The organism is Vibrio sp. D417a (assembly GCF_030248595.1).
In the GTDB taxonomy this organism is placed as follows: Bacteria; Pseudomonadota; Gammaproteobacteria; order Enterobacterales; family Vibrionaceae; genus Vibrio; species Vibrio alginolyticus.
Map to the genome: position 1 here is coordinate 1 of NZ_JAHGAM010000043.1, position 17075 is coordinate 17075.

The 17075-nt window shown below is 45.8% G+C and carries 17 protein-coding genes; 2 read left to right on the top strand and 15 right to left on the bottom strand.

All coding sequences use genetic code 11. The features are described from left to right. The 15 genes from KI742_RS22385 to KI742_RS22455 all read right to left on the bottom strand — a co-directional run. Nucleotides 1-683 (bottom strand): flagellin (locus KI742_RS22385; RefSeq protein WP_132937424.1); only part of this gene is annotated, 683 nt, incomplete at its 3' end. A 507-nt stretch (nucleotides 684-1190) separates the two neighbouring features. After that, nucleotides 1191-2345, bottom strand: a complete 1155-nt coding sequence (locus tag KI742_RS22390; protein ID WP_005382038.1) for a flagellin — start codon at nucleotides 2343-2345, stop codon at nucleotides 1191-1193. A gap of 427 nt (nucleotides 2346-2772) precedes the next feature. Continuing rightward, on the bottom strand, nucleotides 2773-3966 hold the full coding sequence (flgL, locus tag KI742_RS22395) for a flagellar hook-associated protein FlgL (protein WP_005382037.1): 1194 nt from the start codon (nucleotides 3964-3966) through the stop codon (nucleotides 2773-2775). Between the two features lie 13 nt (nucleotides 3967-3979). Then, on the bottom strand, nucleotides 3980-5920 hold the full coding sequence (flgK, locus tag KI742_RS22400; RefSeq protein WP_065274248.1) for a flagellar hook-associated protein FlgK: 1941 nt from the start codon (nucleotides 5918-5920) through the stop codon (nucleotides 3980-3982). 159 nt (nucleotides 5921-6079) lie between these two features. Next, a complete protein-coding gene (gene flgJ, locus KI742_RS22405; protein ID WP_042522768.1) occupies nucleotides 6080-7006 on the bottom strand; it encodes a flagellar assembly peptidoglycan hydrolase FlgJ in 927 nt (308 codons plus the stop codon). A 16-nt stretch (nucleotides 7007-7022) separates the two neighbouring features. Next, nucleotides 7023-8114 carry a flagellar basal body P-ring protein FlgI gene (locus KI742_RS22410; protein ID WP_005393118.1) on the bottom strand — a complete coding sequence of 364 codons (1092 nt, stop codon included), beginning with the start codon at nucleotides 8112-8114 and terminating at the stop codon, nucleotides 7023-7025. A gap of 43 nt (nucleotides 8115-8157) precedes the next feature. Then, on the bottom strand, nucleotides 8158-8937 hold the full coding sequence (gene flgH, locus KI742_RS22415; protein ID WP_017634834.1) for a flagellar basal body L-ring protein FlgH: 780 nt from the start codon (nucleotides 8935-8937) through the stop codon (nucleotides 8158-8160). Between the two features lie 30 nt (nucleotides 8938-8967). Next, nucleotides 8968-9756, bottom strand: coding sequence for a flagellar basal-body rod protein FlgG (flgG, locus tag KI742_RS22420; RefSeq protein WP_005382032.1), 789 nt, complete (start codon nucleotides 9754-9756; stop codon nucleotides 8968-8970). 18 nt (nucleotides 9757-9774) lie between these two features. After that, nucleotides 9775-10524, bottom strand: a complete 750-nt coding sequence (gene flgF / locus KI742_RS22425; protein WP_005382031.1) for a flagellar basal-body rod protein FlgF — start codon at nucleotides 10522-10524, stop codon at nucleotides 9775-9777. Nucleotides 10525-10855: 331 nt separating this feature from the next. Continuing rightward, nucleotides 10856-12169 (bottom strand): flagellar hook protein FlgE, encoded by a 1314-nt coding sequence (gene flgE / locus KI742_RS22430; protein WP_005382030.1) that lies wholly within the window; start codon nucleotides 12167-12169, stop codon nucleotides 10856-10858. A gap of 30 nt (nucleotides 12170-12199) precedes the next feature. Beyond that, nucleotides 12200-12910, bottom strand: coding sequence for a flagellar hook assembly protein FlgD (gene flgD / locus KI742_RS22435; protein WP_005382029.1), 711 nt, complete (start codon nucleotides 12908-12910; stop codon nucleotides 12200-12202). Between the two features lie 17 nt (nucleotides 12911-12927). Next, on the bottom strand, nucleotides 12928-13341 hold the full coding sequence (gene flgC, locus KI742_RS22440; RefSeq protein WP_005393132.1) for a flagellar basal body rod protein FlgC: 414 nt from the start codon (nucleotides 13339-13341) through the stop codon (nucleotides 12928-12930). Nucleotides 13342-13346: 5 nt separating this feature from the next. Further along, a complete protein-coding gene (gene flgB / locus KI742_RS22445; RefSeq protein ID WP_005382026.1) occupies nucleotides 13347-13742 on the bottom strand; it encodes a flagellar basal body rod protein FlgB in 396 nt (131 codons plus the stop codon). Nucleotides 13743-14045: 303 nt separating this feature from the next. Then, nucleotides 14046-14873 (bottom strand): protein-glutamate O-methyltransferase CheR, encoded by an 828-nt coding sequence (locus tag KI742_RS22450; RefSeq protein WP_005382024.1) that lies wholly within the window; start codon nucleotides 14871-14873, stop codon nucleotides 14046-14048. Between the two features lie 11 nt (nucleotides 14874-14884). Continuing rightward, the gene (locus tag KI742_RS22455) at nucleotides 14885-15811 is read right to left on the bottom strand and encodes a chemotaxis protein CheV (protein WP_005382022.1); all 927 of its coding nucleotides are present in this window, start codon (nucleotides 15809-15811) and stop codon (nucleotides 14885-14887) included. Between the two features lie 76 nt (nucleotides 15812-15887). Here KI742_RS22455 and flgA point away from each other — a divergent pair, with 76 nt between their 5' ends. Both flgA and flgM read left to right on the top strand, forming a co-directional pair. Next, a complete protein-coding gene (gene flgA, locus KI742_RS22460) occupies nucleotides 15888-16634 on the top strand; it encodes a flagellar basal body P-ring formation chaperone FlgA (protein WP_262654186.1) in 747 nt (248 codons plus the stop codon). Nucleotides 16635-16750: 116 nt separating this feature from the next. Further along, on the top strand, nucleotides 16751-17065 hold the full coding sequence (gene flgM / locus KI742_RS22465; protein WP_005382018.1) for a flagellar biosynthesis anti-sigma factor FlgM: 315 nt from the start codon (nucleotides 16751-16753) through the stop codon (nucleotides 17063-17065). Nucleotides 17066-17075 lie beyond the last annotated feature (10 nt).

The window sequence follows — 17075 nt, forward strand, 5'->3', positions numbered from 1 at the left end:
CCGTTAATGTAAGTCGCAAGCTCTTCGATATCGTCACCCGCTTTTGCGCTGATGTTGATTTCTTGCTCTTGGCCGTAGCTGTCCGTTAGGTTGATTTTTAGGTCGTTCTTACCTTCAGCAACGTTCCAGTCTTTACCTTTACCACTTTCAGCTTGGTAGCTCACACCGCCCATCATTTTGTTGTCTGAACGCATGTCTTTTAGCTCAAGCATCACTGCTTCACCGTTATCTGCACCGATTTGGAACGATTTCGCACCGTGTGTGCCGTTTAGTAGCTTGTTACCACCGAAAGAAGTGGTTTCTGCGATACGGTTTAGTTCGTCGTTTAGCGCGGTCACTTCTTCTTGAATCGCAACGCGCTCTGCTTTCGAGTTTGAACCGTTTGCTGATTGCAGAGACAAATCACGCATACGTTGAAGAATGTTAGTGGTCTCGTTCATTGCACCTTCAGCAGTTTGTGCAATTGAGATACCGTCGTTCGCGTTGCGAACCGCTACATCCAAACCACGGCTTTGTACGTTCAAACGGTTCGAGATTTGTAGACCCGCAGCGTCATCTTTTGCGCTGTTGATTTTAAAACCTGAAGACAAACGCTCCATAGAAGTTTGTTGAGCTGAGTTTGCGTTGTTTAGGTAACGCTGAGCGGTCATCGCTGATACGTTAGTGTTTACATTCACTGCCATGGTGATTTCTCCAATTGATTTTCCGGTGTAGCGGTTTCCGACGTCTCGGAAAACCAAGTAGTTCTCTCAAAGTTACCTCTATTAACGACACCAAATTCAGAAGCTTTAGAAAAAAGTTTAAAAAAATAACATTGCGAGATTTAGCTAATAAAATTGAAGAAAAAGTAAGAAAGAGTACTCAAGTTTCCACAAATCGAGCCGAGAGGGCCAAATTGTATAGAAAACCAGCAAAAGGAAACAATTAAAGGTTAGTTCGCAGACGATAGACGTGAAAATTAGAAAAGAAAAAGCCCCTTTTCCTTTGAGAGAACTGGGGCTAGGTTGGTCGCCAGAGCCTATGTGGAGATCAAGAGAAATGAACACATTTCCGGCATACCGAGTGCAACTTTACATTGAAAATGATTGGCAGGTGAGAGATGAGAGAGCCGCTCATTCTATTGTAAAGTTGCTTGCCAAAAGCCTGCATTCCCATCCACGTCTGAATGTATTGAGTACAGGCTAAGTAAACTACTGCAATAGTGACATTGCAGAGTTTGGCAACTGTTTCGCTTGAGCAAGAATCGATGTACCTGCTTGTTGCAAAATTTGTGCTTTGGTCATTTGCGTGGTTTCTTTCGCAAAATCTGTATCTTTAATTCGGCTGTTCGATGCGTCAACGTTTTCTTGGATATTCGCCAAGTTGTTGATGCTGTGACTCAAACGGTTTTGCTTCGCACCTAAGTCTGCACGTTGCGAGTCTACGTATTTCAGTGCCGAATCCAGCACAGAAATCGCGTTTTGAGAACCTTGTACCGTGGTCATATCAATATCTTGTACTGACGTTCTGATAGGTTCGTCACTCAGGCCAAGCTCAGATGCTAATCCACCAGAAATAGAAATCTCACCCTGAACGTTTGGATGCGCGACAAAAACTTGCAACTTGCCATCTTCACTTACAGACGCATTAATCATATCAGACTGACCATTAATGTAAGTGGCAAGCTCTTCGATGTCGTCGCCCGCTTTGGCATTAATGTTGATTTCTAGATCATCAACATTGCCGTCTTCGTCTTCACCCATACCTGGTAGCGTGATCTTCAAGTCAGATTTAGCTGGGTCAACACTCCAGTTTTTATCTTTACCGTTCTCAGATAAGAAGGTCACACCGCCCATGCGAGTATCGTCCGCACGAATGCTGGTGAGTCCCATGATCATGGCTTCACCTGAGCTCGCACCAATCTGGAATGCCGCTTCACCGAATGAGCCGTTCAATAGACGACGACCACCAAATGAAGTGGTTTCTGCAATACGGTTTAGCTCGTCAATCAATGCCATTGACTCTTCGTTGATCGCCTGACGCTCAGCTGGAGAGTTAGTACCGTTCGATGATTGAATCGCAAGGTCACGCATTCGTTGCATGACAGAGGTTGCCTCATTCATCGCACCTTCAGCGGTTTGTGCAATCGAGATACCATCGTTCGCGTTACGCATTGCGACATCTAGGCCACGAGACTGTGCAGTTAAGCGGTTAGAGATCTGTAGACCTGCCGCATCATCTTTTGCACTGTTAATCTTATGTCCTGAAGATAAGCGCTCCATCGACGTGTTTAATTCATCAGTCGCTTTGTTTAGGTAACGCTGCGCGGTCATCGCGGAGACGTTAGTACTAACTGTTACAGCCATTTTGCTCTCCTGTTGAGTTCGCAAGCTTTTGCGAAGCGGCCAGCTTTACTCTCATTTGGATAAGCACTGACCGTAAAAGTTACTTGCTAAATCTGCCTTAAACGCAGGGTTTAGAATCTCTAAATCTGTTCTGATATTTTCAATACAATTTGTGTGCCAACTTGCGTAAATTATTTAACTACTTTTAAAAGAATCAAATAAACAATAAGTTAGCTTTATCATTAAGCTATTTCCGGTTTGTCAGACTCATCTTAGCCCAAGGGTATTGAACGCTGCCCTGTTGCCGCCCGACTTGCCTCCCGCATCATTGCCGCTTTGGGTAAAATCGTGCCGCATGACATCTCAGACTCTCAGGTTACGTCGACTTATCGCGCTTAAGGCTTTGCACATAAGGCATCAAAATCAGACAATGCGTATGAGTGTCATACTAGATGTAGTTAAACAACGTTAGATCTTTGGTCTTACCGAATGCTTGTTGCGATGCCTGTAACGCTCGCGAGTTTTCACTGAACTCGATCACGGCTTTAGAGTAATCCAAGTCCTCAAAGTTGCTCTTCGCTTTTGCCAGAGACAAATTAAAGTCTTCATGATTTTGCTCTTGGATATCCAGCGTACTCAATCGAGCACCGGCATCTGTACGCGCTTTATTCAAATGGATAAAAGCAGCGTGGAATTCTTCTGTCATTTGGTGCAATTTAGCAGTCGCCGACGTATCCGAAACCGATTTGTCTGACCATGCCATTGCATCCTTGAAGGTATCGAAAATGCTGAACTCTGCCCGCTTTTCGATCTCAATGCTGTCACCAGGCGTAATTTGGCCTTTTACGTGCACTTTCAGGCCTTTGTATTCAATCCCTTTCTCTGGAGAAAACTCATCGGCATCCACTACTTTGCCGTTACGCTCTAATTGGTAACCAAATTTGCCGTTATTCATATCGACAAATGTCACGCGATACGCGGCATCATCCTTCGCGTCAACGTTAGTGGCTTTGTTTAGCAACAGCTCAGAGCCGTTTTGTAGATCGTAATTCGGCTGATAGTCGCCAAATGGGTTTGGTATCTCCATAAACAGCTTGCTGCCAGGATCGTTCATTGGCATCTCGAGCATGCTAGAGACTTTCATTTTGCGCTGATAATCGTCTCCAGCGTACTGAACACTACCGTCTTTATCGCGATAGAATGGTTGACTTTTTGGCTTAGTGCCCGCAAACACGTAGTTACCAGATTCATCTTGCGAGTTCACTAAGTTAAGGAAGTTGTTCGCAATCTCTTCTAACTCACGCTTCTTTGCTTGTCGGTCTTCAGCAGAAAAGGCACCGTTAATCATCTCCATCGTTAAGCGCTTCGACTCGTCGGCAAAATTCTCCGCATTGGCGATATTAACTTCGTGGTTTTCTAAACGATTACGCACCAACACTATCGAGCTAAGATATTGTTGTAGCTGTTCTTGTTGCTGACTAATGTTTTGGATGTAATGCGCAGCGAGGGGGTCGTCACTAGGTTTCAGTAACTTTTTCCCTGAAGCAAGTTGCTCTTGGTTGTGGTGAACCTTATTCTCTTGACGACGCAGATCATTTTGTACGGACTGATAGTTATGGAAACTAGAAATTCGGGTTAGCACTTATCTCTTCTCCTTACCTCAGTTGTAAAATGGTATTGAAGGTATCATTCGCCGCTTGCATCACACGTGATGAAGCCATGTACGCTTGTTGAAACTTCATCATGTTGGCCGCTTCTTCATCGAGGTTAACACCAGAAATAGAAGCAACGCGCTCTTGCGCCGCTTCATGCTCTAAACGAGCGACGGAGGCTAAACGGTTTGCTGTAGAAGACTTCAGTCCAACTTCGGTATTGAGGTTATGATAAACATCGATCAAGGTACTGGATTTTCCATCCATCATCTTGTCTGTTTGGATCTTCTGCATTTTTCTCAAGTTGCCGTTACCACCTTCAGAAGGCACCAAGTTTGCGGTGAATTTATCATTCATCAGAGCGCCTTCGCTCAACTCAAACACGGTTGCATCGCCGTTTTTATACAGCGGATGGCTTTTCGGCACTGATATTTCAATCATCGGGTTATCTTTATCTAACGGGTATGAGTATTTGTCCGATAGTAAATTACCCTTGTTATCCGTGATCTTTAACCACGGCTTATCATGCTTCTCGTCGGCTGGTTGTACGGTAACCTCAAACTCTTTAACATCCCCCGCCTCACGAATTTTAAACTTGGCGTTACCTTGGGCAAAAGTGGTTGAGGCTTCATAACTTTGTGCGGCAATAGCTTTTGCGTCATTGGTTTCCATCTTTATGATGGCTGCACCACTTCTCGTTGGGCGTAGCAATACGCGCTCACCGGCGGCAAGGCCTTCACCAATTTGCACTTTCATACCATCCAGAACAAACGACGAATCCGAACGGTCGATGTTCAACGACATTTGCTCACCTTTCGGTGTTGTCACGCTGTATTGGTCGCCATCATAACGCAGCGAATATTCACCACCTTTGATCGCGGAAATATCCTCGATGTAAACCGCAACATCAGCTTGAGAGTCAGGCGCAGCAAAAACTCGAGATTTTGCCACCAGCTCAGAGTTCACATCGGTAAATACGTCTTTACCTATCTTACCGTTGAGATCCAGACCTTGAGATTGCAGCTGATTAATTTTGTAGGAGAAGCCCGTTGCTAAACGGCCCATTTCATCTTGCAGTTGTGGGATGTGTTTGTCGCGCATTTCAAGTAAAGCGCCGATTTTTCCATCCATATCATCAGACTTGATCGCTTTAATGCCATTCCCTTCCACCATTGCTAATCGTCTTTGATGAACATCCGGATAGCCATCGATCATTTTGAGCTGGCTTGCTTCCGTGCCAGAAACAAGTGTGTGTCCATTGCCGATATGAACATTAAACCCTTCCGCATTTTTGCGTGGGGTTACGGTAACTTTGGTGTACTCTGACAGCTCAGTAACCAGCTTTTCATGCTGATCCATCAGGTCATTATGTGGGCCGGGGGTGCGCATCATCAGCCGATGAATATCGCGAATTTCCAACGCAAGTTGGTTAACGCGCTCAATGCCCATATCCAATTTTTTATTGGTGACATCAGATTGCAGTCGAACGGTTTCGTGGAAATCATTTAATGTATCAGAGAAGATTTTCGCCTTTTCCAATACCACTTTTCGTGCCCCTAAATCGTTCGGGGTATCTGCCATGGTTTTTACCGCATCGAACCACTCATTCAGGTTCTCGGGAATTTTCTTCGATGCCACGGAGCTCAACATGCTAGAGAGCATATCAAGATTGTCTTGGGTATCCGTTTTGTTGGCATTGTTGGTCGACGACAGGTTCAGTTCATTCACGGCAAACTGATCCCACGAGCGGCGAACATTTTCCACATGCACACCCATGCCGTAGGTAGAACCACCAAACATGCGCGGATCATTCGTGCCTTGGATAACAGACTGACGGCTATAACCCTCTGTATTAACATTAGAAATGTTATGACCAGTGGTGTTTAATTGTCTCTGAGCAGTAAGCACACTTTGAGTACCTACATTCAGAAGATCTGACGCCATACATGCCCCCGAAAACGAAATATAAATCGGCAAACCGATCACCTAGACACATTAAAAGCAAAAGATGTGCCAAGTGATAGAAAGGCGTAGATGTTCAGATAAAGTGAAGGCTTGCACTATGGCAAGCCTTCGAGAACGTCATAAATTTTCGCAGAGACATTACATACTTTCGATTTTATCCTTCACCTGCAGGACTTTATCTGCGTAGTTCGGATCGGTCGCGTAACCCGCACTGTGGATACCGCGAATAAACAACTCTGAATTCCCGCGTTTCTGCAATGCTGTCTCGTAACGTGGGTTGTCATTCAAAAATCGTACAAAGTCATTAAAGCTGTCTTCGTAACTTGAGTAGGAGCGAAATGCTGCCGTCTCTTTCACTGGCGTGTTATCGTGGAACTCTAAAGTTTGAGTCGTCACTTTGTCACCCTGCCAGCTTCGATCTGCTTTGATGTTAAATAAGTTGTTGCTGCTGCCACGCGCGTTCTTCACGACCTTTTGTCCCCACCCCGTTTCCAAAGCGGCTTGCGCAAGTAGCAGAGATGGCTCGACACCTAAGGCTTTCGCAGCTTTCTCCGCGTATGGCTTCATCGAGTTAACAAAGGATTCTGGTGAATCGAATCGAGTGGGTTCATTGCTTGGTCGAGATAGCTGACCAGACTCAATCAAGCGCTGTTCAATCTCGCGCGCTTTTTTCGGGTCAACACGACGATATTCCGCAGCATTGTTTGCCGCATCACGCATAGCCGTTTCTTTTTTGTCATTCCCTTGCCCAGCCGTTAATTGCTTAACAATCATATCGGCCAGTCCCATTGAACCAGACGAACTCAATTCGCTCGCCATCTGTTCATCCAACATTTGTCGGTAGAACTTCTCGTTTTGGCTGTTCATCATGTTGGACTCAAAGCCCTCATTGGCTTCACGCATGGATTTCAACATCATGGAGGTGAAGATCGATTCGAACTGACGAGCAGCCGCATGCAATGCTTCTTGCTCGCCATCTTTTCCCTCTTTCACTGCTTTTTGACGCAAGGTATCCAGCGAACTGATGTCATGAATAAAACCAATGTCGTTAGGATTGTTCATTATACCTACCTCCTAACCATTAAATGATGATCAACTGGCCTTCAATGGCACCAGCTTGCTTCAATGCTTGTAAAATTGCCATCAAGTCCGAAGGCGCAGCCCCGACTTGGTTCACGGCACGGACCAAATCATCCAACGTTAAGCCTGGTTCGAACTTAAACATTTTGCCTTGCTCTTCGCTGACTTCGATATCCGAGTCTGGTACGACTACGGTTTGCCCACCAGAAAAGCCGTTAGGTTGGCTAACATTCAGGTTTTCTTTGATCGCAACCGTCATGCCGCCGTGCGTTACTGCTGCTGGTTTAAGACGCACATGCTTACCAACTACGATGGTTCCCGTGCGAGAGTTAACGATGATTTTGGCTGCACCATCTGCTGGGTCGAACTCTAGGTTTTCGATTGCCGATAAGAACGCAACACGCTGGCTGACGTCACGAGGAGCACGCACGCGCACTGATGTCGCGTCAACAGCGCTCGCCATTTGTGGGCCAAGGAAGTTGTTTACAGCATCCGCCATACGTTGAGCCGTTGTGAAGTCTGACTCAAGCAAGTTGAACGTGATGTAATCACCACGACCAAATGGGTTTGGAATTTCTCGCTCTACTGTCGCACCACTAGAGATAAGACCAACGGTTGGATTGTTACCTACGATTTTAGAACCGTCAGCGCCTTCAGCACTGAAGCCGCTCACCACTAAGTTACCTTGAGCAACCGCGTAAACTTGACCGTCGAGACCTTTGAGGAACGTTTGTAGTAGCGTACCACCACGCAAACTTTTAGCACTTCCGATGGAAGAGACAGTCACGTCCACTTGCTGACCCGGTTTAGAGAAAGGCGGCAATTCTGCCGTAACCATGACTGCGGCAACGTTTTTAATTTTTGGCTTTGTGCCCGGCGGCATCTGAATGCCGAAGTTTTGCAGCATGGCGGCGAAACTTTGCTCTGTAAACGGGTTCGCTTCACCCGTACCAGGTAAGCCTGAAACCAAACCATAACCCACGAGTTGGTTGCTTCGTACACCTGCCACTTGCGCGACGTCTTTGATACGTGCGGCTTGGGCTACGGTAGAAAACAGAGCAACGCTCATCAGTACTAAAAGGAGTTTTTTCATGCTTACTTATCTCTTGCAGTCAAATTGCCGTCAGCACGGCGTGTTATAGCGCTACATTAAAGAATCGTGCCAAGAAGCCTGGCTCTTGCATATCTTGTTGCAAACCAGTGCCAGAGTACTGAATTCTTGCGTTAGAAACGCGATTTGATGCAATGGTGTTGTCGAAATTAATATCATCCGGACGAATAGTGCCACTTAAACGTATGTACTCATCACCCGTATTTAGCGTCATCCACTTCTCACCGCGGATCACGAGGTTGCCGTTTGCCAGTACTTCGATCACCTCAACAGTGATGTAACCACTGATGCTGTTGCTCTGCTTTGCAGAAGAGTCACCTGCAAATGAGTTGGAGTTGTTTAAGTCATAAGAGAAATTATATTTTCCGCCAATTTTCAGCTCTTCTCCGCCCACTTGAAGCGGGTCCATTTGCGCTTCATTGGTTTTCGATAAATCGGCATTTGCGCTTTTCGTCGCACTGGTTGTCTCATCCAGTGTTACGGTAATAATGTCGCCAATACCACGTGGTTTAGAATCGTCGTATAGATCGGTAATGTGCTCGGCGCTAAACAACGAACCTGTTGCAGCAGCGTAATGCTCAGGCTTGTTTTTCGGATGAATTGGAGCCCAAGCAGGATCGCCAGCAACCGGATCGCTTCTACCACGTAAAGTATCTACAATACCGCTGCTCTCTTCTTTCGATTTATCGCCTTCTACTGCGTCGACCACAGTGGTTGCTTGTGTCACTTCATCCGTTTCAATCGGTTCCAACATGGCACAGCCCGACATCGTAGCAATCAAAGCGAGTAGGCAAATACGTTTCATCGTGAGCTCCTCAAATCTTGCTCTTAATCGTTACAATTGCTGGTTAACGAAGCTCATCATTTTATCGACTGACGAGATCACTTTTGAGTTCATTTCGTAAACGCGCTGGGCTTCGATCATGTTGACCAACTCTTCCGTTACATTCACGTTGGACGCTTCCAGCATGGATTGACGAATTTCACCCAAACCGTCCAAACCAGGAACACCCTCTTGTGGATCGCCACTGGCACCCGTTGGTAAGTAAAGGTTCTGACCAATTGGCTCTAGGCCACCCGGGTTAACAAAATCTGTAATGGTTAGCTGACCAACGACTTGGTTGTCTTGCTGACCTCGGACGCGAACCGACACTTCACCATCCGTACCGACAGTAATAGAAATTGCATCTTCTGGAATCACAATTTCAGGCTCTACAGGGTAGCCAGAACCCGACGTGACTAACGTGCCTTCACCATTGAGCGTGAACTGACCGTTACGGGTATAACCGATGTTGCCGTCCGGCAATGTCACTTGGAAAAAACCGTCGCCTTCCACCATCATGTCCAGTGCGTTGGTCGTTGTCTGTGCATTGCCGTGCGTGTGCACTTTTTGCGTCGCAACCACTTTAGAACCCGCACCTAGCATCAAGCCACTTGGCAGTTCCGTGTTCTGAGATGACTGGCCGCCAGGCTGGTTGATGTTCTGATAGAACAGATCTTCGAATACTGCACGGCTCTTTTTGTAGCCGACAGTAGAGGCGTTCGCCAAGTTGTTCGAAATCGTGGCAATGTTGGTTTGTTGGGCGTCTAGACCTGTTTTACTTACCCATAGTGCTGGATGCATAGTGAACCTCTAACTCTGTTAACTCATACGAAGCAGTGAATCTGAAGATTTATCCATTTCTTCAGCTGTGCTCATCATCTTGACTTGCATTTCAAACTGACGTTGTAAGTCAATCAATGCGGTCATTTCACCTACGGCATTCACGTTACTGCCTTCTATCGCTCCCGTCTGGAGACTAACAGTCGCGTCTGCTTCGTAAGGTTGGTTTGGAGTTTTATGGCGAAATAAGCCATTGGTGTCTTTAAACAAGCTTTGATCATTAGGCTTAACAAGCTTAATGCGATCAACCGCTTGGAATTCTTCTGCCGGGGCACCTTGAGGAAGTACAGAGATGGTGCCATCCCGACCGATTTCAATTTTGGAGAGAGGAATAGGCAAAGTAATCGGCGCGTCGTTTTCACCCAGCACCAAATGACCACTTGCGTTGGTAAGCATGCCATTTTGATCGACTTTTAGGTTGCCGTTACGGGTCAACCCTTCTTTCCCTGTATGATCGAGTACCGATATCCAACCGCTGCCTTCAATCGTCACATCCAGATCACGCCCTGTTGTAATCACGCTACCTTGAGCAAAGTTATGCCCTGGACGCTCTGTCATGCTGAACACACGTGAAGGATGGCCTTCACCATAAGCCTGCATTGAGCGAGCCTGTGCTAAATCAGCCCGAAATCCGGTCGTGCTTACGTTAGCCAAGTTATTAGCGCGCAATTGTAGTGCCTGCATATTTTGCTTGGCGCCACTCATTGCGAGAAACAGTGCGCGATCCATAAATTACTCCAAAAAATCTCTCTGTACACGGAGTAAAAAGCAATAGTTATGCCAAAATAAAAATAGACTTACTAATCAATATCTTGAATTAATAACAAACTATTAAAAGAGGTCAATAGAGGCAGAAAACTGTAACGAGAGGCAAGGTTTTGATCCATACGGCGGCAACAGCGGCAAATCGTAGATCAAAGCATGCTTAGCCTGAGTGAGGTGTATTCAGGCTAAGCATCAGATGAATGTCATGATGAAAATGAACAAAGCGGTAATTACTAAGAAGCAATCACACGCCATTGCTTACTCAAGCAGAGTATCGAATGACCCAGCTAGTGCTCTAACGGATCTGTAAGATATTCTGTTGTAGTTGGTTGTGTACTTCTAGCGAACGTGAGTTTGCTTGGAAGTTACGCTGAGCAGAGATCAGGTCCACCAACTCCTGCGTCATATCAATGTTTGACTGTTCCAGCATACCGTTATTGATGGTGCCGAAAGAGCCTTTATTTGATTCACCCCAGATCTTGTCACCAGAGAACTGCGTTGAATCCCATTGAGTGCCGCCTTTCTTATCCAGACCTTGCTCGTTTGGAACACGTACGAGAGCAACACGACCCAATGTAACGTTTTCACCGTTTGAGTAAGTCCCCAATACGCTGCCGTTTTCATCGAAGTCAACTTTGGTTAGGAAGCCCGTTGTTGCACCGTCTTCGTCAAACTTAGTCAGTTCGAACGGAGCCGCAAACTGTGTTGCTGAGCCTAAGCCGAAGTTAAGCGTCTGCGCAGGATCAGCACCATTCATATCGACTGGTGTCGTGTTCGTCGCCGGATCGCCCAGAGCCACAGAAGTGATTGGCTGACCATTGTTCAAGCTCGCCAACGTACCATCGTTGTTGAACTTCATGGTATGCCCCACATGACCTGTTGGCGTTTGCGCATCACCAGCCGCAACATTTAAAGGCTTTTCACCTTCTTTATCTGTCACGGTGTAGTAAGTGTTCCATGTATTTGGCTGAGTCTGATCTTTCAAGTAATACGTCGTTAGCTTGTAAGACTGACCCATCGAGTCATAAATTGTCGAAGAGGTTGAACGGTTGTATGTATCTGGGTCTGAAAAATCAAACTGCGTTGGATCTTTCAAATCGCCGTTCGCTGGCAAGTTCACACCCACTTCAATGTTTGCTGTTTGTTTTGGCTTACCAAATTCAGCAGGAATATTGATGGGTTGTGGCTCGTATGAAGAAACCTCACCAGAGCTTGGGTCCACTTGGTAACCTAATAAGAACTCGTCGTTCGCGGTCACCATGTAGTTTTCTTTATTTAAGTGAAATGCACCATTACGTGTCAGTTCATTCTGTTGTGGAGTTAGACGCTCTTTCGCTACAGCGAAAAAACCTGTCCCCGAAACACGCAAATCCATTGGGTTGTTGGTGTAAATGCTAGAGCCTTCATGGAACTGCTGTGCCACTTGGCTTGCTTGCGCACCACCACCCGGTGTGGTTTTTGCGTTAGTAAATAAAGAGTTAGAGTAGACATCAGCAAACTCAGCACGGGACTCTTTAAAGCCGTAAGTGTTGGCGTTCGCAATGTTGTTACTGGTGGTATTCAAATCCAGTTGGGCGGCGGACAAACCGCTTAAAGATACATATGACATTCCAAAATCTCCTAATCTAGCGAGCTATGACTACGCTTTGCCGACTTCCAATACTTCTGCAAGTCGAACTGGCGATTCAAAACCAGCCAGATTGAGTAATACGTTTCCGTCACCTTTGCCAAGCAATACGCTGTTTACGTTGGCGTATGTCGATACTGGGAACTCTTGCGACTCCCCTTCAACTAAGCCAGACGCTTTCACTTTGTATTTGCCAGCTGGCAGTGGATTTCCGCTTTCATCTTTACCGTCCCAAAGCACACGCGTGTCGCCGGCTGGTTTCGCCCCTACCTCAAAGGTACGAACCAGTTGGCCAGCTTCATCCTCTACACGAACAAACAGATTATCGATAGATTGTGAAAGCTTAACCATTGCCGCCATTGGTGCGTCGTCCTGCTTCACACCTGCTGCTCCTGGGACCAATACGTCACGCCCTACCAAAGAGGAAGCTTGTAACGCTTGATTTGATGTCATTGACGAATTCAAACTCTCAAACTGAGTGTTCATCTTGCCAATGCCATCAACGGTCGCAAATGAAGCCATTTGCGCAATCATCTGGTCATTACTTACCGGCTTAAAAGGGTCTTGCTGAGACAGTTGCTTCGTGAGCAATGATAAGAAGTCTTCCTGTTTTAGGTCCTGCTTACCCGTGCTCTCTTCCGCTTTCTTGTTACTCTCTTGTAGACTTTTAAGCTGGTCGATATAGGACAAGCCGCTTTGACCAACGTTGTTAATTCCGGCCATACGCTACCCCCTTATCCTTATTGACCCATCTGCAGCGTACGCAGCAGCATTTGTTTACTAGAATCAGCGACCTGTACATTAGTTTGGTATGCACGAGAAGCTGAAATCATGTTTGCCATTTCTTCCATTACATTGACGTTAGGCTTGTAAATGTAGCCTTCTTCGTTTGCAAGGGGATGGTCTGGGTTGTACTCCGCACTCAGCGGTTTATCACTTTCTACAATACCCATCACTTTCACTGGCACCGTATCACCGCCACGCATGGCGTTACTTAACTCTGCACCAAACACTGCATGACGCGCTTTGTAAGTGTCTTTCGCAGAGCTGCTGACACTGTCGGCGTTCGCCAAGTTGCTTGAGGTAGTATTCAGACGAACGGATTCAGCGCTCATTGCGGAACCTGTCACATTGAAAACGTTAAATAAGCTCATCTAAATTATTCCCCTTTGATTGCTTTGGTTAAGTTCTTGAATTTGCTGCCTAGAAAGTCGAGTGATGCTTGGTGTCTGATTTGGTTTTGCATAAACAAGTTACGCTCTAAATCCAAGTCTACCGTGTTGCCATCTCCCGTATCTGGTTGCGTAGGAAGACGATATAACTTGTCCCCAACCAACGTCGTAGTGGCAGGAATATGCCGACCATCTGTGCGACTAAGACCAATGCTTGCCCCAGATGTTGCCGCTTGCAATTCCTTCGCAAAGTCTAAACCTCTTGCTTTGTAACCAGGCGTGTTTGCTTGTGCGATATTGGTGGAAATCACCTCTGCATTGCGCTCACGTACGCCCACCGTGTGCTGGTGGATGCCTAGTGCATTGTCAAAAGATATAGCCATGTTTGCCTCTACAATTAAGAACTGACCGTGATTGATAACCAAAAAGCAATTAGCATGCCAAAACCTAAAGCATTACACCAACCTAGTGGTTACCGTGAATTGAAATAGCAATAAGTGAGCCAAAGTAACTGGAATGTCATGTCGTATCACTTTGTTCACTTAATAAAGATACACCGTGTTGAGGGCACAAGGCAAAAACGCGCTTCAACTAATTGAGTGATACATGAAACGCTCGGCGCAGAAAGGTAACAAACAAAAAAGCCTGACACGAAGTCAGGCTTTTCTATCAATGAAGAGATACCGCTATTTAAGCTTGTAAATGATGCCCGGATTACAGCGCACCATTTCAAATTTATCAGTCAGACCAGTTAGCGACTCTGATGCCCCTAACAGCAAGTAACCACCAGGGTTTAAACTGCTCGCCATTTGGTTAAGCACTTTAGATTTCATTTCTGGAGAAAAGTAAATCAATACGTTACGACAGAAAATGATGTCGAACTTACCCATCAGTGCGTAACTGTCCATCAGGTTTTGTGGACGAAAGTTCACCAAACGCTTGACGTTATCTTTGACTTTCATGCGACCACCGTCCGCATTTTCAAAGAAGGTGCGACGACGTTCTGGTGAAAGCCCGCGACCCAAAGCCAAGTTGTCGTACACCCCTGCACGACACATCTCGAGCATACTTGCCGAAATATCTGTGGCTGTAATGGACACGTTTGGTAACAAGCCCGGCTTGCGCTGTTGCGTTTCCAGGATCGTCATTGCAATAGAATACGGTTCTTGGCCCGATGAACTGGCAGCAGACCAGATCTTAATTGGGCGCTTACTTGCCGCTACTTCTGGCAATAATTTGTCAGCTAAAACCGTGAACGGATAAGTATCTCGAAACCACAAGGTTTCGTTAGTCGTCATCGCATCCACAGCGGCGACTCGTAATTCTCGATTACGCCCTGTAACAACATCACGTAGCAAATCTGATAACGATGCGAGCTTAAACTTCGTCACTAAAGGACTCAGTCGGCTACGCACGAGGTATTGCTTGCTATCACCTAACACGATGCCACATTGCGATTCTAGAAAACGGCTAAAGTCACGATACTCTTGATCACTGATTGTAATAGCAGTCATTAATGTCTCTTTTATTGTGTTAATGCAGATTTAACCGCGTTACCCAACTCATCTGGGTTAAATTTCGCAATGAAGGTGTTGGCACCTACACGCTCAACCATAGCTTGGTTGAATACACCACTTAATGAAGAATGGAGGATAACATAAAGGTCTTTCAAATCGGCATGTCTGCGAATTTCAGCCGTTAAGGTATAGCCGTCCATTTCTGGCATTTCAATATCGGAAATAACCAACGAAATTTGATCGTAGATATTGCCTTCTTGAGCCATTTCAATCAACTTATTGTACGCTTCTTTGCCGTCTTTGACAGATACGACCTCAAAACCGATGGATGTAATCGCACGCTCTACCTGTTTACGCGCGACCGTCGAGTCATCAGCAATCAGTATGCGGCGTACAATAGGCTTTTCTTGCTCTGCTTGTGCGATTTCTTCGCCAATAGCGGAATCCATCGTTTCATCAACTGGCGCAATTTCTGCCAGGATTTTTTCAACGTCAAGGATTTCAACCAGCTCATTGTCAATGTTTGTCACGGCAGTCAAATAGTGCGCTTTACCTGCGCCGTCTGGCGGTGGCAAAATCGCTTCCCAATGCATATTGATAATACGCTCAACCGATGATACCAAAAATGCTTGGATCGTACGGTTAAATTCTGCAATAACAACAAAACATTTATCTAAATCAGTGGTTGGGCGGCCACCAATTGCCAGGCTCAAATCAATAACGGACACGGTATGGCCGCGGATATGAGCGATACCTTTAACCAGAGGGTGTAGATTTGGCATTGAAGTCAGCTTAGGGCACTGTAGTACTTCTTTCACTTTGAATACGTTAATGCCGTAGCGCTGTCGGCCCATCAGTCGAAAGGTCAATAATTCCAATCGGTTCTGACCGACGAGTTGCGTACGCTGATTCACCGAGTCAAGAATCCCCGTCATATGCTCATCTCCATCTCAAACTTTTTGTTTTTAAATGATACTCTACCACTGGCAAGCACGATACCAGGGAGACAGTATGGCGTATTTCACTTTCACTTCGACACCATTGACTATGACAATATGTAGAGCGCTAATTACAAAGTACGCTAAGTCTATCGGCATTTTGCTCAGTATGTTTAGCTTTTTTGTTCATTCAGCTTCAGATAATCAGATCGAGCAAATAAAAACAGCAGCAGAACAACATATTCTTGCTACGGTTGATCAGCCTGATGGTGGCGAGCTATCTGTTAATGCGGCAGAGATCGACTCGAGAATAAAAGCAACGGATTGCCCTATTCCGTTAGATACATCTGCCTCTTCCACCAGCAGCACGAGAAGTAACATCAATGTGTTAGTGGAATGCCAACCGGATGACTGGAAAGTCTATGTCCCTGTGAGGATCTCGGTATCAGTACCAATGATCGTCGCGACACGAACACTAGGGAGAGGAGAAATCGTCAGCGCATCGGATGTTACCACTTCCATGATCGAGCTACAGCGCTTTCGTAAAGATGGGTTTTCTAGCTACGATCAAGTGGTTGGGGCAAAGCTAAAGCGTAATGTTCGCTTAGGCGATGTCGTAGAGAGAAATGATGTTTGTGTGGTATGCCGAAATGAAAAGGTCATTATCAAAGCGGTGAATTCTGGCATGACGATCACAACGCAAGGCACAGCATTGCAGGATGGTTCAGCTGGCGATCAAGTAAGAGTGAAAAATGATAAGTCACAACGTATAATAGAAGGCATAGTGACTGACATTGCGGAAATCACTGTTAATTTTTAATACCCACTGGTAGCGTGTTTAAACTGATCAATAAAAATGCAAAAAATGACTAAAGTTATTTTTGCGCTGGTCGATAGTCTGGATACCAGTATTACGATACAAGGCAAAGGTTAAACATGGCAGGTATAGATAATATACGTTCAGGGCAAATGATGACGACAACAAGTCGCGCACCTGCACGTAACGATTCCAATGCTACCAGCACGACAGAATCAAAAAAGGCGCCAGCGCAACAAGACGCAGTATCACTCAGCCAGCAAAGTAAAGCCGTCAGTAAACTCCAGAAGGATATGGCAGCTTCTCCGGCATATGACAGCGCCAAAGTTGCAGCAATCAAAGAAGCTATCACAAACGGTTCATACAAAGTCGATCCTGAAAAATTGGCTGACAACATGATTAAGTTTGAAAACGAATTGCAAGGCAAAAGCTAACTGACTTAGG

Bases quoted from the DNA above. Each gene is read 5' to 3' on its own strand.
- flgK (WP_065274248.1), bottom strand. From the start codon at position 5,920: ATGGCGTCAGATCTTCTGAATGTAGGTACTCAAAGTGTGCTTACTGCT.
- flgD (WP_005382029.1), bottom strand. From the start codon at position 12,910: ATGGCCGGAATTAACAACGTTGGTCAAAGCGGCTTGTCCTATATCGAC.
- KI742_RS22410 (WP_005393118.1), bottom strand. From the start codon at position 8,114: ATGAAAAAACTCCTTTTAGTACTGATGAGCGTTGCTCTGTTTTCTACC.
- KI742_RS22455 (WP_005382022.1), bottom strand. From the start codon at position 15,811: ATGACGGGGATTCTTGACTCGGTGAATCAGCGTACGCAACTCGTCGGT.
- flgA (WP_262654186.1), top strand. From the start codon at position 15,888: ATGGCGTATTTCACTTTCACTTCGACACCATTGACTATGACAATATGT.
- flgF (WP_005382031.1), bottom strand. From the start codon at position 10,524: ATGGATCGCGCACTGTTTCTCGCAATGAGTGGCGCCAAGCAAAATATG.
- flgH (WP_017634834.1), bottom strand. From the start codon at position 8,937: ATGAAACGTATTTGCCTACTCGCTTTGATTGCTACGATGTCGGGCTGT.
- flgC (WP_005393132.1), bottom strand. From the start codon at position 13,341: ATGAGCTTATTTAACGTTTTCAATGTGACAGGTTCCGCAATGAGCGCT.
- flgB (WP_005382026.1), bottom strand. From the start codon at position 13,742: ATGGCTATATCTTTTGACAATGCACTAGGCATCCACCAGCACACGGTG.
- flgM (WP_005382018.1), top strand. From the start codon at position 16,751: ATGGCAGGTATAGATAATATACGTTCAGGGCAAATGATGACGACAACA.
- flgE (WP_005382030.1), bottom strand. From the start codon at position 12,169: ATGTCATATGTATCTTTAAGCGGTTTGTCCGCCGCCCAACTGGATTTG.
- flgG (WP_005382032.1), bottom strand. From the start codon at position 9,756: ATGCATCCAGCACTATGGGTAAGTAAAACAGGTCTAGACGCCCAACAA.
- KI742_RS22390 (WP_005382038.1), bottom strand. From the start codon at position 2,345: ATGGCTGTAACAGTTAGTACTAACGTCTCCGCGATGACCGCGCAGCGT.
- KI742_RS22450 (WP_005382024.1), bottom strand. From the start codon at position 14,873: ATGACTGCTATTACAATCAGTGATCAAGAGTATCGTGACTTTAGCCGT.